This is a genomic window from Blastococcus sp. OS1-29 (genome assembly GCF_057628075.1).
In genome coordinates this window covers 277,373-292,838 of the sequence record NZ_JBXXJK010000008.1, presented here as the reverse complement: position 1 = coordinate 292,838, position 15,466 = coordinate 277,373, and the positions used below count along the sequence as shown (strand labels likewise).

The 15,466-nt window shown below is 72.7% G+C and carries 14 protein-coding genes; 3 read left to right on the top strand and 11 right to left on the bottom strand.

Annotated elements, in window-relative coordinates:
* Positions 1 to 18: 18 nt before the first annotated feature.
* The 6 genes from AC2H4J_RS20820 to AC2H4J_RS20795 all read right to left on the bottom strand — a co-directional run bounded on the left by AC2H4J_RS20820 (position 19) and on the right by AC2H4J_RS20795 (position 6,326).
* On the bottom strand, positions 19 to 234 hold the full coding sequence (locus AC2H4J_RS20820) for a biotin/lipoyl-binding carrier protein (protein ID WP_487466822.1): 216 nt from the start codon (positions 232 to 234) through the stop codon (positions 19 to 21).
* Positions 227 to 1,042, bottom strand: coding sequence for a TIGR03084 family metal-binding protein (locus tag AC2H4J_RS20815; protein ID WP_487466821.1), 816 nt, complete (start codon positions 1,040 to 1,042; stop codon positions 227 to 229). Before AC2H4J_RS20815 ends, AC2H4J_RS20820 begins: the two co-directional genes overlap by 8 nt.
* Complete coding sequence (locus AC2H4J_RS20810) at positions 1,039 to 2,592, bottom strand: acyl-CoA carboxylase subunit beta (protein WP_487466820.1); 1,554 nt, start codon at positions 2,590 to 2,592, stop codon at positions 1,039 to 1,041. The genes AC2H4J_RS20815 and AC2H4J_RS20810 overlap by 4 nt, the downstream gene beginning before the upstream one ends.
* 23 nt (positions 2,593 to 2,615) lie before the next feature.
* Positions 2,616 to 3,617 carry an LLM class flavin-dependent oxidoreductase gene (locus tag AC2H4J_RS20805; protein ID WP_487466819.1) on the bottom strand — a complete coding sequence of 334 codons (1,002 nt, stop codon included), beginning with the start codon at positions 3,615 to 3,617 and terminating at the stop codon, positions 2,616 to 2,618.
* A gap of 92 nt (positions 3,618 to 3,709) precedes the next feature.
* Positions 3,710 to 5,284: an MFS transporter gene (locus tag AC2H4J_RS20800; protein WP_487466818.1), complete on the bottom strand. Its 1,575-nt coding sequence runs from the start codon at positions 5,282 to 5,284 to the stop codon at positions 3,710 to 3,712.
* 28 nt (positions 5,285 to 5,312) lie between these two features.
* Positions 5,313 to 6,326 carry an LLM class flavin-dependent oxidoreductase gene (locus tag AC2H4J_RS20795; RefSeq protein WP_487466817.1) on the bottom strand — a complete coding sequence of 338 codons (1,014 nt, stop codon included), beginning with the start codon at positions 6,324 to 6,326 and terminating at the stop codon, positions 5,313 to 5,315.
* Positions 6,327 to 6,431: 105 nt separating this feature from the next.
* Between AC2H4J_RS20795 and AC2H4J_RS20790 the strand changes: the two genes are divergently transcribed.
* The 3 genes from AC2H4J_RS20790 to AC2H4J_RS20780 are packed head-to-tail and all read left to right on the top strand — an operon-like array spanning position 6,432 to position 11,022.
* Positions 6,432 to 8,075, top strand: coding sequence for an AMP-binding protein (locus AC2H4J_RS20790; RefSeq protein WP_487466816.1), 1,644 nt, complete (start codon positions 6,432 to 6,434; stop codon positions 8,073 to 8,075).
* Positions 8,072 to 10,021, top strand: coding sequence for an oxidoreductase (locus AC2H4J_RS20785; protein ID WP_487466815.1), 1,950 nt, complete (start codon positions 8,072 to 8,074; stop codon positions 10,019 to 10,021). Before AC2H4J_RS20790 ends, AC2H4J_RS20785 begins: the two co-directional genes overlap by 4 nt.
* A gap of 26 nt (positions 10,022 to 10,047) precedes the next feature.
* On the top strand, positions 10,048 to 11,022 hold the full coding sequence (locus tag AC2H4J_RS20780) for a quinone oxidoreductase family protein (protein ID WP_487466814.1): 975 nt from the start codon (positions 10,048 to 10,050) through the stop codon (positions 11,020 to 11,022).
* Positions 11,023 to 11,061: 39 nt separating this feature from the next.
* Here AC2H4J_RS20780 and AC2H4J_RS20775 read toward each other — a convergent pair whose 3' ends face one another.
* The 5 genes from AC2H4J_RS20775 to AC2H4J_RS20755 are packed head-to-tail and all read right to left on the bottom strand — an operon-like array spanning position 11,062 to position 15,425.
* Positions 11,062 to 11,856, bottom strand: coding sequence for an SDR family NAD(P)-dependent oxidoreductase (locus AC2H4J_RS20775; protein ID WP_487466813.1), 795 nt, complete (start codon positions 11,854 to 11,856; stop codon positions 11,062 to 11,064).
* A gap of 26 nt (positions 11,857 to 11,882) precedes the next feature.
* Positions 11,883 to 12,728 carry an SDR family NAD(P)-dependent oxidoreductase gene (locus AC2H4J_RS20770; protein ID WP_487466812.1) on the bottom strand — a complete coding sequence of 282 codons (846 nt, stop codon included), beginning with the start codon at positions 12,726 to 12,728 and terminating at the stop codon, positions 11,883 to 11,885.
* A complete protein-coding gene (locus tag AC2H4J_RS20765; RefSeq protein ID WP_487466811.1) occupies positions 12,725 to 13,189 on the bottom strand; it encodes an SgcJ/EcaC family oxidoreductase in 465 nt (154 codons plus the stop codon). Before AC2H4J_RS20765 ends, AC2H4J_RS20770 begins: the two co-directional genes overlap by 4 nt.
* Before the next feature lie 17 nt (positions 13,190 to 13,206).
* On the bottom strand, positions 13,207 to 14,265 hold the full coding sequence (locus tag AC2H4J_RS20760) for an acyl-CoA dehydrogenase family protein (RefSeq protein WP_487466810.1): 1,059 nt from the start codon (positions 14,263 to 14,265) through the stop codon (positions 13,207 to 13,209).
* Entirely contained in the window at positions 14,262 to 15,425 is a 1,164-nt protein-coding gene (locus tag AC2H4J_RS20755) for an acyl-CoA dehydrogenase family protein (protein ID WP_487466809.1), read from the bottom strand. The genes AC2H4J_RS20760 and AC2H4J_RS20755 overlap by 4 nt, the downstream gene beginning before the upstream one ends.
* Positions 15,426 to 15,466 lie beyond the last annotated feature (41 nt).

Genomic DNA, 15,466 nt, shown 5'->3' with positions numbered 1-15,466 from the left:
GAATCCTCCCCGGACGCTTCAGGACTCGAGACGGACCAGCAGGTCGTTCTCCGCGACCTGGGCGCCCTCCACGACCAGGACCTCGGCGACGGTGCCGGCTTCGGTGGCGACGACGGGGATCTCCATCTTCATCGACTCGAGGATCATCAGCTCCTCGTCGGCGGCCACCGACTGTCCGGGCGCGACCAGGACCTTCCAGACGTTGGCGGTGATCTCGGCGCGGAGCTCAGACATGTACCTCTCCTCGGGTTGGCACGCCCCGGGACGGGGCGGTGATCGTGGGTGGTCCGGCGAACGCCTGGGCGACATCCATCCAGCGGGTGGCTGCCGCCCCCTCGACGTCGAGCGCCGTGTCGCGCCAGTGCCGGCGCTGGGTGACGACGAGGCAGAAGTCGAGGGCGTCGCCGGTGATCCGGTCGCTCGCCTGGTCCGGCCCCCAGCACCAGTGCTCGCCGTCGCTACCGGCGAGGTCGACCGCGACCGGGGTCGGGTCGGGCTCCTGGCCGCGGACGACGGAGCTCCAGCCGCGGGTGCTGACACCGAGATGGGCGATGTGCCGCAGGCCGCGCGACCGGGGCGTCGGCACGCCGAACGCGTCGCGGACGTCGGTGCCGTGCGCCCAGGTCTCCATCAGCCGGGCGGTCAGGAACGAGCGTGCGCCCATGGAGGGTCCCCACCACGCGATGCGGGTCTCCGGCGCCGCCGTCCGGAGGGTCTCCACGACGGTGCGGCGGGCCGGAGCCCAGAGCTCGAGCAGCTCGGGGCCGGCGCAGGCGTGCCCGCGCTCGTACATGGCGCGCTCGAAGGCCGCGGGGTCGGCGGCGGCCTCGGCGACGACGGCGTCGAACGCCGCTGGTTCCGTGGCGGCGGCGACGGCGTGCCGCTCGACGAGCGAGATGTGCGCCAGCTGATCGCGGACGTCCCAGCCGACCGCGGGTGTGGGCCGCTCCCAGTCCGAGGGGGCGAGCCGGGCCAGCATGGCGTGCAGCCGCTCCTGCTCGTCGACGAGGTCGGCGATCAGCGTCGCCAGGGGCGCGCTCACAGCGGGGGGATCCCGTGACGCTTCGGTGGCAGCTGCAGCACCGACGGGCCGACGTGGTTGCGCAGCGCCATCGCCAGGCGCGCGCGGCTGTCGGCGGGATCGATCAGCTCGTCGAAGCTGAACGCCGCGGCGGCACGCTCGGCGCTCCCGTCGGCGAGGTGCTTGTCGATGAGCGCCTGCCGGGCGGCCGCCGGGTCGTCGGCGTCCTGCCACTCGCGGCGCATCGCGACGTCGACGGCGCCCTCGATGCTCATCGCGACGATTTCTGCTGACGGCCAGGCGAGGGTCAGGTCGCTGCCGAACGCGCGGCCGCCTCCCATCGCGTTCCAGCCCAGTCCGTAGCCCTTGCGCAGCACGATCGAGTAGAGCGGCACGTGCGAGTGCGCGAGCGCGGAGATGAGCTTGGCCGACCGGCGCAGGACACCGGCCTCCTCCGACTTGGTGCCCACCATGAAACCGGGGGTGTCGCAGAGCGCCACGATGGGCAGGTCGAAGGCGCTGCAGAAGGTGGCGAAGCGGGCCAGCTTCTCCGAGCCGTTCGCGTCGAGCGCGCCGGCCCCGTGCATCGGGTTGTTCGCGGCGATCCCGACGACCCGGCCGTCGATACGGGCCAGCGCGGTGACGGCGTTGCGGGCGAACTTCGGGTGCAGCTCGAAGAACTCCCCGTCGTCCACGATCAGCTCGACGACCTTCTTGACGTCGTAGGCCCGCCGCCGGTTCTCGGGGATGACCGAACGCAGCCGTTGCACCCGCACGAGGGCGTCGTCGCGCTGCGGTCCGCGGGGCACCGGCTGGGTGGCGTTCGTCGGCAGGAACGACAGGAAGTTGCGGATGTGGGCGATGACCTCGGCGTCGTCGGCGCACGCGATGTCGGCCATGCCGGTCTTCTCGACGTGGAACGTCGCCCCGCCCAGGGCCTCCTTGTCCAGGTCCTCGCCGATGGCGGCCTTGACCAGCGCGGGGCCGGCGAGGCCCATTGCCGAGCGGCCCTCGACCATGAGCACCAGGTCGGCGAACGCGGCGTAGTTGGCCGGCCCGGCGAAGCCGGGGCCCATGATCGCGCAGACGACCGGCGTCCAGCCCGACAGCCGGGCCAGGTATTCGAAGCCCTCGATGGCGCCGCGGCCGGTGGTGCGGCTGTCCAGGCCCTCGGTGATCCGGTGGCCCCCGCCCTCGAGCAGCATGACCAGCGGCAGGCCGCGGCGCAGCGCCAGTTCGGTGATCCGCGCCAGCTTCCAGACCCCGAGTTTGCCGTCCGAGCCGCCGGCCACGGTGTAGTCGTGGGCGGCGATCGCGACGGGCCGGCCGTCGACGAGCGCCGTGCCGGTGACCAGTCCGTCGGCCGGGGCCCTGTCCAGGGTCGTGAACTCGTCGGGGTGGGCGAAGCTGCCGTACTCGTGGAAGCTGCCGGTGTCGCAGAGCAGCGCGAGCCGTTCCCGCACGGTCAGCCGGCCCCGGGAGTGCGCCCACTCGACGGCATCCGGACGTCCCTCGTCCGAGATTCGCGCCCGCAGGGCGTCGACGGTGCTGGGCTCGTCCTGGTCGGTCACTCGGGGCTCCTGCTCGGTGGAGGTCATCGGGCCGCCCCCACGAGTGCGCGGTGGTGCTTGACGACCTCGATGAGCTGGCGGTTGTTGGTGACCACCTCGTCGCGGGTGGCCCCGACCCCGATGCCGCCGAGCATCACCCGGTCGACGATGCCCTCGTAGCGGCCCAGCCGTTCAGCGACGTCGCCGGGACGGCCGATCAGGATGAACCGCTCCAGGACGTCGTCGTTCACCAGCGTGGCGGCGTCCTCGCGGGTCTTCTCGCGCAGAGCCTGGCGCAGCTGGGCCGGGAGGTCGGGGTACCCCTCGTGGGCGAGGGTCGGCTCGTAGGCCGGGGTCGAGGCGTAGAAGGCCAGCGCCCACCGGGCGCGTTCGCGGGCCACCTCGAGGTCGTCGTCGATGGAGGTCATGGCAGCCGAGGTGAGCCAGAGATCGCCGATGACCGGCCGGACGGCCGAGGTGATGTAGCCGGGGGTGGCGACGCCGTGACCGAGCATGCCGTCGAAGGCGCGCGCCGCCAACGCGGTCATCTTGGGCCCGACGGCGCCGAGGTGCAGGGACAGTTCGCCGATCTCGGGCTCCGGTGTCCCGAAGAAGCCGAACTGGGAGACGGTGTAGTAGCGGCCCTCGAAGCGTTCGACGTGCTCGCCGCGCTTGGTGGCGATGGCCCGCCGCATGATCTCGGCGTACTCCTCGAGCCGCCCGACCGGGTCGGTGAAATCTGCGCTGAAGCGCCGCTCGATCACCTGCTTGATCTGGCTGGCGATGCCGTAGAACGTGCGGCCGGGGGCCATCGCCATGAGGCTGGCCGCCTCCATCGCCGCGGCCATGGGCGAGCGAGAGAACGCGATGCTGATGTTGGTGCCGACCGTGATGCGCTCGGTCGTCATGAGCGCCGCGACGCAACCGCCGAACGCGGAGTACTCCGTCTCGCCGACGGTGAAGGCGTCGGCGCCGGCGTGCTCGGCCTCCCGAGCCAGGGGGCCGGCGTCAGCCGGGTTGCCCAGGTAGGCGATTCCGAGCTGCATGTGCCCATCCGTTCCGCCGGGTTTTTATATTACGGCCGTAACATAATCAGAGTTCCGCAACGCTGGCAAGGGCCCGCTCCGATGGCCCCGGACTATCGGGCGCGCAGCAGGTGCGCGACGACCGGCGGGCCGTCGCTCAGCTGCAGCGCCTCCCATTCGATGTCCTGGTCGACCACGGTCTGACGTTCCCGGTGCTGTCGCAGGTGCTCGTCCCACGAGGGCACCAGGAAGCTCTCCACGTAGCGCTCCGGGTCGGCGGCATCCCGGTAGAGGTACCAGCGGCTGGCACCCGTGCGGCGGCGGGACGCCTGGACCCGACGCATGACCGACAGGTAGGACTCCCTGTTCTCCGCCGGCACGGTGTAGGTGACCGTGACCAGGACCGGCCCCTTCTCGGGAACCGCATCGAGGACGAGGAGCGGGTCGGGCCGGAATACCGTCGTTGTCGGGTCGAAGGCGGAGACGTCGAGCAGCGGCCAGAACAGGACGGTCCCGGCGCCGAGCAGCATCACTCCGGCGGCGGCGAGGAGCGCGGCCGACACACCCGCGATGTCGGCGACGACGCCCCAGACCGATGCCCCCAGCGCCTGACCACCGAGGAACACGATCTGCGCGATGGACAGTCCGCGGGCCCGCACCCAGCCGGGCAGGAGCATCTGGGTGCCGGCGCTGAGCGTCGACCCGACGGCCAGCCACGCGGCGCCGGTCGGCAGCAACACGAGGACGACCACCGTGCGGTCCGCGACCACGACGCCGGCCAGAGCGATCGCGAACACGACGCTGGCCGCGAACACGACCGTGGTCAGCGAGACCAGGGTCGCGAGCCGTGGCAGCACGGCCGCCCCGCCGATGGCACCGAGGCCGAGCGACGCCAGCAGCAGCCCGTATCCACCCGACCCCAGACCCAGCTGGTGGACGGCGACCAGCGGTAGCAGCGCCCACACCGCGGACGCCGGCAGGACGAAGACTGCCGAGCGGAGGAGCTGGCGCCGGACCGCCCGCGAGTGCCGTACGTAGCGGGCGCCCGCGCGCAGAGCGGGGAGGAAGCGTTCGGGGGTGTCCCCGGACGACGGCTTCGAGGGGGCCCAGCGGAGGAGGGCCACCGCCATCGCGACGAAGGACGCGGTCTGGATGGCGAAGAGGACCGCGGGGTCGAATCGGGTGATCAGCAGTCCGGCGACCGCCGGGCCCACGGCGCGGGCGAGGTTCATGGCCACCGCCGCCAGCGCCGCGGCCGCACGCAGCTGCGACCGCGGGACGACATCAGGGACGAGTGCCTGCCACGGGGGCAGCGTCATCGCCTGGGCGCACCCCAGCAGGAAGGTCAGGCCCAGGAGCGCCTCCGGCGACAGGTCGCCGAACCACGCCGCCACGGTCAGGACGGCGCCGACGACGACCGCGAAGCACTGGACCGCGACCAGCAGCAGCCGCCGGTCCAGCGAGTCGGCGAGCACGCCCGAGGGCAGCGCCAGCAGCAGCATCGGCAGCAGTGTGGCCGTCTGCACGAGCGACACCAGGGTCGGCGCGTTCGGCTCGTCGATCAGCAGCCACTGGGCGCCGACGGTCTGCATCCAGGTGCCGATCATGCCGGCCAGCTGAGCCAGCCAGAGCACCCGGAAGGTGCCGTTCCGCAGAGGGGACAGCGGCGAAACCGACGGCGCAGTCATGCGCGTCTGCTCCGCCGACCCCTCCTGCTCAGGAGAACGAGGGCAGGACCCGGTCGCGGAACAGCTCGAGGGTCTGCATCATCCGCTCCTGCGGCAGGTCGAACCACTGCATCCGCAGGATCACGTAGGTGACGCCGAGGGCCTCGAGCTCCTTCAGTGACTCGATCGCCCCCTCGGGATCGGTGAAGAAGTAGGACTTGTCGGCGACATCGGAGAGCTGGTCGGCGCCCTTGAGGTGCCGGTAGGCATCGGTCTGGTCCGGCGCCTCGAACTGCGAGTACATCTGGGTGTTGCGGCCGCGGGCCTCGATGCCGATGGCGCGCGCCCGGTCCCGGTCGGGGTCGAGCACCAGCTCGCGGCGGACGACGACCTCCTGGGCGCTCCCCCGCCCCAGCGCCTCGCGCTCCTGCCGGTAGAACTCCAGGATCTGGCGCAGCTTCTCCGGCTCCGCGTGCGGCGGGACGATCCAGGCGTCACCCAGCCGGGCGGCGCGGCGGGCGCCGGCCTTGTGCACGCCCGCGCCGACCCAGACCGGCGGCCCGCCGGCCTGCACCGGCGGGATGCCGATCCGCTGGCCGCGGACGGTGAAGTGGGTGCCCTCGAAGGTCACCTCGTCGGTGCTCCACAGCGCGCGCATGAGCTCGACGCTCTCCTCGTAGCGCGCGACGCGTTCGTCCATCGGGATGCCGAAGGACTCGAACTCGTTGCCGCGGTAGCCCATGCCGAGGCCCGCGATGGCGTGGCCGCCGGTGATCTGGTCCAGGGTCGCGAAGTCCTCGGCGGCGCTGACCGGGTGCCGCAGCGGGAGGATGAACATGTTCGTGCCCAGGAACATGTCCCCGGCGTGCTCGGCGAGCGCAGCCAGCGCGGGCAGCGGCTGCAGGGTCGGCATGTTGCCCAGGTAGTGGTTGAGCATCCAGACCGAGTGGATGCCGGCGTCCCGTGCCTCGCGCACCTGCTCCCGGAGGTCACCGATCCCGGTGTGGGCGGGGATGTGCGGCGGGAAGTCGTTCCGCAGGGCCAGTCCGAACTTCAGCGCCATGATTCCTCCGTCGTCGTGGTCCGCGTCGTCGCGCGACGAAACCATCCTATTCATGAGCATTGATTCTGACTAGGCTCAGGAAGCAGCCGACTCGAAGGAGAGCACGTGACGCGCGTCTACGAGGACCTCGAACCCACGGACCCCGACTGGACGCGCTGGACCGGCGCCCACGTGCTGCGCCGTCAGGCCACCGAGCGGCCGGACCGCACCTTCCTCATCGCGCCGGAGGAGGACCTCGAGCTCACCTTCGCCGAGGTCCTGGAGGTCTCGGAGCGGGTGGCCGGAGGGCTCCGGGCCGCCGGCGCGGCACCCGGCGACCGCGTGGTGATCATGGCGGCGAACTCGTCGTCCTTCGTGCTCTCGTGGTTCGGCACCGCGCTCGGCGGGCTGGTCGAGGCGCCGATCAACACCGCGTACGAGGGGGAGTTCCTCCGGCACCAGGCGCAGCTCGTCGACGCGAAGTGGGTGATCGTCGACGACGCGCTGGCCGGCCGGTTCGTGGCTCTCCGCGACCAGCTGCCGAAGCTCGAGGCCTTCTGGGTCGTCGACACCGGTGGGCTGGCCACCGCGCTCGCCGCGCTGCGGGGCGCGGGGTGGCGGGCCGCCCCGTGGTCGGAGCTGCGCGCGGCCGACCGCTTCACCGGCCCCGAGCCCGACGCCCGCGAGCTCACCGCGGTCTTCTTCACGTCGGGCACCACCGGCCTGTCCAAGGGCGTGGCGATGCCCAACGCCCACATGAACTTCTTCGCCGAGATCACCCGCTGCCTGACGCGCTTCACGGAGGACGACACCTGGCTGTCGGTGACGCCGCTGTTCCACGGCAACGCCCAGTACATGGCGGTCTACCCCGCGCTGATCGCCGGCGGCCGCGTCGTCATCCGGACCCGGTTCAGCGCCAGCCGCTGGGTCGACCAGCTCCGCGAGCACGACGTCACGGTGACCAACTTCCTCGGCGTGATGATGGACTTCGTCTGGAAGCAGCCCCGCCGCGACGACGACGGGGACAACTCGCTGCGCTGCGTCTTCGCCGCCCCCACCGCCTCCTCGATCCTGGCGGAGTTCAAGGAGCGGTTCGGCATCGAGGCGTTCGTCGAGGTGTACGGCACGACCGAGACCAGCTGCCCGATCCTGTCGCCCTACGGCGAGGACCGGCCCGCGGGCGCGGCCGGGCTCAACGCGGCGAAGTGGTACGACGTCGCCATCGTGGATCCGGAGACCGACGTCGAGGTGCCGGTCGGCGAGGTAGGCGAATTCTGCGTGCGCCCGCGGCACCCGTGGATCTGCAGTCTGGGCTACTTCAACATGCCGGAGAAGACGAACGAGTCCTGGCGGAACATGTGGTTCCACTCCGGCGACGCGGTCCGACGGGACGCGGAGGGCTGGTACTACTTCGTCGACCGGATCAAGGATGCGCTGCGGCGACGAGGCGAGAACATCAGCTCCTACGAGGTGGAGCAGGCCATCCTGGGCCATCCAGCCGTGGCCGAGTGCGCAGTCATCGGCGTCCCGGCCGACACCGAGGCCGGCGAGGACGAGGTCATGGCCGTGATCGTCGCGGACGGGGAGTTCACCGCCGAGGACGTCTGGGAGTGGTGCCGCGGCCGGGTGCCGGCCTTCGCCACACCGCGTTACGTGCGCTTCCGTCCGAACCTGCCGCTGACGCCCTCGAGGAAGATCCAGCGCAACGTGCTGCGCGACGAGGCCGCGACCGCCACAGACGTCTTCGACCGCGAGGGAGTGCCGGCGTGACCGGATCGTCCTATCCCAACCTGTTCACCTCGGGCCGGATCGGCCCGATGCGCGTGAAGAACCGGGTGGTGCTGACGCCGCACGGCCACCTGGTCTCCTCCCTGTGGGGCACCGAGCGCGAGGCCGACACGCACATCGCCTACTGGCGGGCGCGCGCCTCCGCCGGGTGGGTGGACGGTGTCTCGGCGCACGTGCGCAACCCGATCCCGGCCGGCTTCGAGCCGACCGGGGTGGGCGCGCAGATCCACGGTCACTTCCGCCAGCCGTACTTCGTCGACCGGGTCGGCCGACTCGCCGAGACGCTGCACGAGCAGGACACCCGACTGTCGGTGCAGATGATCCTGCAGGGCGGCATGCCGCACGGTGCGTCGCCGGTGCTCAGCGGGCCGGTCATCAACCTGGTTCCACACGGGCTGACCCGCGACGAGATCGACTGGTTCGTCGAGGAGTACCGGCACGGCGCCGGCCAGGTGAAGGCGGCCGGTGCCGACGGCGTGGAGCTGCACCTCAACCACGACGACATGCTCGAGTACTTCCTCTCCCCGCTCACCAACCGCCGCGACGACGAGTACGGCGGCAGCCTGGAGAACCGGCTGCGGTTCCCCGCCCGCATACTGCGCGCGGTGCGCGAGGCGGTGGGGCCCGGCCTCGCCGTCGGCGTGCGGCTCAACCTGCGCGAGGAGGAGCCGGGAGGCTACGACATCGACGGTGCCGTCGAGATCGCCCGCTGGCTGGAGGACGCCGGCCTGGTGGACTGGCTGAGCATGGCGATCGGCAGCCCGTGGGGCAGCCCGAGCTACATCCAGTCGCACCACCACGAGCCGGCCCAGTGGTCCGACCTCGCCGGCAAGGTCCGCGCGGCCGTGTCCGTGCCGGTCGTCTACACCGGCCGGGTCACCTCCCCCGCGGTCGCCGAGGAGGTGCTGGCCGCCGGGCACGCCGACTGGGTCGGCATGGCCCGCGCGGTCATCGCCGACGGCGACCTGCTGACCAAGGCGCGGGAGGGCCGGGCCCAGGAGATCCGCCCCTGCGTCGGCGGCAACGACTGCATCAGCCGGCGGCTGATCGAGAACATCGGCTTCACCTGCGCGGTCAACCCGGCCGCCGGCCGCGAGGTCGACGGGCCGCTCCCGCGGGCGGCCATCCCGCGGCGGGTGCTCGTCGTCGGGGCCGGTCCGGCCGGGCTGGAGACGGCCGGCATCGCCGCCGAGCGCGGCCACGACGTGCAGCTGTGGGAGGCCGCGGACGCCGTGGGCGGACAGCTGGCCGTCGCCACCCGCGCCCCCCGGTACGGCGACTACGCGAGCTACCTGCGGTGGCAGGAGGGGCGGATCGTCCGCGCCGGGGTGCGGCTGCAGCTGGGCCGGCGCGCCGACGCCGACGCAGTCGCGGAGTACGGCGCCGACGTCGTCGTCGTCGCCACCGGCGGCCGGCCGCGGTTGCCCGGCATCCCCGGCGAGGACCTGCCGTTCGTGCACACCGCCGTCGACGTGCTGGCCCGGCAGCCCGAGCTCGGCCACCGGGTGCTGGTGATCGCGCAGGACGACCACCTCGCGCCGCTCGCCGTCGCCGACTTCCTCGGCGAGCGCGGCCACGCCGTCACCCTCGTGCACGGCAGCGCGCAGCCCGCCCCTGCGGTCAGCCGCTACCTGCTCGGCTCGGCGCTCGCCCGGCTGGACCGGCACGGCGTGGTCATCCGGTGCAACGAGTCGGCCGTGTCGATCGAGCCGGGCCGGGTCCGGCTGCGCAACGTGTACTCGCACACGGTGCGGCAGGTCGAGGGCGTGGACAGCGTGGTGCTGGCGTGCGGCGCGGTCCCGGAGAGCGCACTCTTCGACGAGCTCACCGCACGGGGCATCGAGGCGCACGTGCTCGGTGACGCTTTCGCGCCCCGGCGGCTCGCGTGGGCGACGAGGCAGGCCTACCAGCTGGCCGCTGCGCTGTGACGGCGGCGCCGCGACAGGAGGACGACGTGCAGGCGGTGGTGGTCGGGAGAAGCGGCGGGCCGGAGGTCCTCGAGGTGCGGGAGCTGCCCACTCCCTCCCCCGGCCCGGGCGAGCTGCTCGTCGAGGTCGAGGCGGCCGGGGTGAACTTCATCGACGTGTACCAGCGGGAGGGCCGGTACCCGATGGAGACGCCGTTCGTCGCCGGATGCGAGGGCGCGGGAACGGTGGCGGCGGTCGGCGACGGCGTGGACGACCTCCGGGTCGGCGACCGGGTGGCCTGGGCGATGGTGAACGGCACGGGCTACAGCACCTCCGCCGTCGTGCCCGCCGAACGCGCGGTGCCGGTCCCGGACGGGGTGACCACGGAGCAGGCGGCCGCCGTCCTGCTGCAGGGCATCATGGCCCAGTTCCTGTGCACCAGCACCTGCCCCGTGGGCGACGGCGACGACATCCTCGTGCACGCGGCGGCCGGAGGTGTCGGGCTGCTGCTGACCCAGCTGGCCGCCCGCCGGGGCGCGCGAGTGCTGGCCACCGTGTCCACCGACGAGAAGGCCGAACTGGCCCGTGCCGCCGGCGCCGCCGAGGTCATCCGATACGACCGCGAGGACGTCCTCGACGGCGTGCGGCGCCTCACCGATGGGCGCGGCGTGCGCGTCGTCTACGACGGCGTGGGCCGGGCGACCTTCGATGCGAGCCTGGCCTCCCTGCGACGGCGCGGGATGCTCGTGCTGTTCGGTGCGTCCAGTGGGGCGGTGGAGCCGTTCGACCCGATGCGGCTGGCCCACGGCGGCTCGCTCTTCCTCACCCGGCCCTCGATCGCGGCCTACATCGCCGACCGCGCCGAGCTGCTCGAGCGGGCCGCGGACGTGTTCGGCCGGGTCGCTGACGGCTCGCTGAACGTGCGGATCGGGGCCCGCTACCCGCTCGCCGAGGCGGCGCGAGCGCACGCGGACCTCGAGGGCCGCCGCACCACCGGGAAGTCGCTGATCATCCCCCGCTGAGCCCCGACCTGATCCGGGCGGGAGGCGCCGCGGGACAGCTCAGTCGCGGACGCCGCGCCAGGCCGTCGTTCCGCCGTCGACCGGAAGGATCACGCCGGTCAGGAAGGACGCCGCGTCACTGGCGAGGAAACAGACCGCCTGCGCGATCTCGCGCACCTCGCCGCGGCGCGGAATGAGGTGGGTGCCGCTCATGGCCCGCTCGGTGGCGACCGGGTCGGCGCCGGCCGCCAGGTGCGCGTCGCTCATCGGCGTCTTGATGGAGCCCGGGGCGTAGCAGTTGACCCGCACGTCGGGCGCGAGCTCGATCGCCATCGAGCGGGTGAGCTGGACGACCGCGCCCTTGCTGGCGGTGTAGGCCGGCGACCGGTAGCCGGTGAGCCCGGCGACGGACGAGGCGTTGATGACCGACGGGCCGCGGGTCGAGGCCCGAAGCGCCGGCGCGGCGAACTTGGTGGCCAGCCAGATCGCCTTGACGTTGATGTCGAAGACGGTCTCCCAGACGTCCTCCGGCAGCCCCTCGAGAGTCACGTTCGCCGGGTCGGTGAAGAAGTGCTCCATCACCCCGGCATTGTTGACCAGTGTCTCCAGCCCACCGGCCCACGCGACGGTGCTGTCCACCGCGGTGCGGATCTCCTCGGAGCGGCGCAGGTCAGCGACGGCGACGTGCACGTCGGCGCCCGCGGCGCGCACCAGGTCCGCGGTCTCGTCCAGCCCGGCCTTGTCGACGTCAGTGACCGCGACATGCGCCGAGCCCTGTCGCGCGGCCTCGATGGCGATCTCGCGGCCCATGCCCCGCGCGGCCCCGGTGACCAGCACCGTCTTGTCGCCCAACATCGTCGTGGTTCCTCCTGCGATAGGGATCAGTGCGGATCGGTGCGGCGGCCGGCCTCGAGCAGGGCGCCCGAGCCGGAGAAGGAGCCGCGGCTGAACGGCGCGGGACCCCAGGCGTGCGTGTAGCCCCCGTCGACCAGCAGCTCGGTGCCCGTGACGAAGCCGGCGTCGTCGCCGGCCAGAAACGCCACCGCGCCGGCGAGGTCCTCGGGCATCCCGGGACGGCCCATGACGGCGTTCTTCGCCATCGCCTCCGCCGTCCTGCCGAGGTCGGCGGCGTCACCGGCGACCACCTCGGCGGTCATAGCCGAGACGACGGCCCCGGGGACGACGGTGTTCACCCGGATGCCCGAGCGGCGGAGCTCGGCGGCCACCGACCGGACCAGCCCGATGACGCCGGCCTTGGTCGCGCTGTAGGTGTGCGGGCCGACGCCGCCGATGATTCCGCCGGGGCTCGAGGTCGCGATGATCGAGCCGCTCCCCCGGGGCAGCATGACGCGTGCCGCGTGCTTGAGGCAGAGCAGGACGCCGCGCAGGTTGATCGCGATCGTCAGGTCGACGTCGGAGGCCCGGGTCTCCGCGATCGAGCCGACCGCCCCGAACACGCCGGCGTTGGCGAAGAAGACGTCGAGCTGCCCGTGCCGGGCGACGACGCCGTCCACCAGGGCCTCGATGTCTGCCTCCTGGGAGACGTCGGTGCGGACGTACTCCGCCCGCTCCCCCAGTTCGGCGGCCAGCGCCCTGCCCGGCTCGTCCTGGACGTCGGCGATCGCCACCCGCGCGCCCTCGGCGACGAACCGGCGGACGGTGGCCGCGCCGATGCCGCTGGAACCGCCGGTGACCACCACGACGCGGCCGTCGAAGCGGCCGGTCATGCGGCGTCCAGGGGCCAGCCGTCGGACAGCTCAGTGCGCATCTCCAGGTCGATGGCCTTGGTGGCGAAGCATGGCCGCTCGCCGGAGACGTCGATCGTGTCGTCGTACTGGCCCCAGCCGATCCGCGAGCTGTCCTCGCCGCGGCCGACGAACAGGAAGTACGACCGGATCCGCACCAGCCCGTCCTCGAGCCACGTCGTGTGCTCGTTGACGATGTAGTGCCGCTTCTGCGTGGTGTCCCGGGCGAACGCCCCGGTGTAGAACTCGGCGATCGCTTCCCGGCCGGCCACGACACCGAACGAGGTCGTCAGCGTGCCGTCCTCCCGGAACAGCGCCGCGGCCCGCTGGGGGTCGGGGTCGTCCTGGGTCTGCGCGTAGGTGTGCAGGAAGTTCCGGGCCTGCTCGATCTGCTCCAGGCGGCGCAGCCGCTGCCTGATCTCCTCGAGGTCGTCCTTGGTCATGCCTCTCCCTTCCTCGGTCACAGCGCGCGGGTCAGGGCCGGCCACAGCTCGGGGCCCTCGGCCAGCAGGCCGGCGCCGAGGACGCGGGCCCAGTGCAGCTCGCTGCCGGCCTCGTCCCGCCACGACCAGAGCCGGCGGGTGAGGTGGTGCAGCTTGTGCTCCTGGGTGAACCCGAGTGCCCCGTGCACCTGGTGGGCCAGCCGGGCGACCACCTCCACCGCCGTACCGGCGCGCACCTTGGCGGCCGCGGCGGCGAGCACCACGTCGTCGCCGCGGCCCAGCACCTGGACGGCGGCGTCGGTCAGCGCGGTCACGGCGGTGACCTCGCCGGCCATCTCGGCCAGCTCCATCTGGATGGCCTGGAACTTGCCCAGGGGCCGGCCGAACTGCTGCCGCTCGCCGGCGTACTGCACGGTCCAGGCCAGCACCTGCTCGAGCGCGGCGGCGAGCTGCACCGCGCGGGCCAGCGCGTAGCGGGCCTTCAGCTCCTCGACCTGCGCCGAGGTCAGCAGCGCGCCGGAGGCCGGGACGTCGTCGAGCACCAGCGAGCCGCGGGGCTCGCCGGCGAGGTTGACCGCGGACGTCGCCTCGATGGCCGACACGTCGGCGAGCGCCAGCACCGGCCCGGCCGCGCCGGCGGCGAGGACGGCGAGGCGCTTCGCGGCGCCGCTCCACGCGACGTCGGCGACGGTGCCGCTGAGGGTGAACCGGCCGGGGCCGTCGCCGTCGTCGGAGGCGTGCGCCGTGACCGCGGGGCCGAGCGCGAAGGTGAGCGGCTCGTCGACCGGCGGGAGATCCAGGTCGGCCGCCACGACCGCGGGGCCGGCGACGAGCAGCTGCTCGGCCACCGGCACCGCCGCGGCACCGGCCGCGAGGGTCCGCACGATGGCCACCGCATCGGCGAGCTCGCCGCCGGAGCCGCCGACCTCCTCGGGCAGCCCGACGCCGGTCAGCCCGGCATCGGCCAGGGCGCCCCAGAGGCCGTCGTCCCAGGGCCGTTCCGGCGCCAGGACGAACGGCGGGTAGCCGGAGAGGATGTCCCGGACGGTCCCGACCACGAGGTCCTGGTCGCTCATCGGAGGCCCAGTCCGCGCGCCACGATCCCGCGCAGGATCTCGTTGGTGCCGCCGCGCAGCGTGTAGCCCGGCGCGTGCAGCTGCGCCTCGGCGAGCGCTCTGCCCAGAGGATCGGGTGAGTCCAGCGACGGCGTCACGTCGACCACCTTCCGGATCTCCTCGATCACGTCCCCCTCGAACGTCGTCCCCACGTCCTTGACCAGCGCCGCCGGGATGTTCGGCAGCTCCCCCCGGTCGAGCGCCGCAGCGATCCGCAGCGACATCTGGCGCAGCGCCAGGAGGCGGGCCGAGATCCGACCCAGTGCGGCAACCGCCGCCGGGTCACCGCTGTCGGCAACTCGACGAGCGAACTCGGCGACAAGGGGATATGTCGACAGGAAGCGCTCCGGACCGGACCGCTCGAAGGCGAGTTCGGCGGTCACCTGGTGCCAGCCGTTGCCCTCTTCGCCGAGCAGCATGTCGCCGGGGACGACGACGTCGTCGAACACCACCTCGTTGAAGTGGTGGCCGCCGTCGAGGATGCGGATCGGGTTGATCGTGATGCCGGGCAGCGACAGGTCGACCAGCAGCTGAGACATGCCGGCGTGCCGGTCGGCCGTGTCCACCGGCGCGGTGCGCACCAGCACGATCCCGTAGTGCGAGTGGTGGGCGTTCGACGTCCAGACCTTCGCGCCGTTGACCACCCAGTCGCCGTCGGCGTTGCGCGTGGCCTTCGTGCGGATGGAGGCCAGGTCGGAGCCGGAGTCGGGCTCACTCATCCCGATGACGAAGAAGCAGTCACCGGAGGCGATGCGCGGCAGGATCTCCTGCCGCTGCTTCTCGGTGCCGAACTTCAGCAGGTTCGGGCCGGACTGGCGGTCGGCGATCCAGTGCGCGGCCACCGGCGCACCTGCGGCGAGCAACTCCTCGGTGACGGCGTAGCGCTCCATCGCCGAGCGCTCGTGCCCGCCGTACTGCTTCGGCCAGGTCATGCCGAGCCAGCCCCGCTCACCCAGCTTCTTGGAGAAGGCCGGGTCGACGCCGGACAGCCAGGTGTCGACGTGCGTGCTGAAGCTGCCAGCGGCGCGCTCGGCGGCCAGGAACTCCCGAACCTCCAGCCGCACGCGCTCGGCGGCCTCCGATCGTGGCGCGGGCGCCAGGGTCAACGAATTGCTGCTCATGTAGCGACTCCCACGTCGGTATGGCCGTGCGTCAGGTCGGT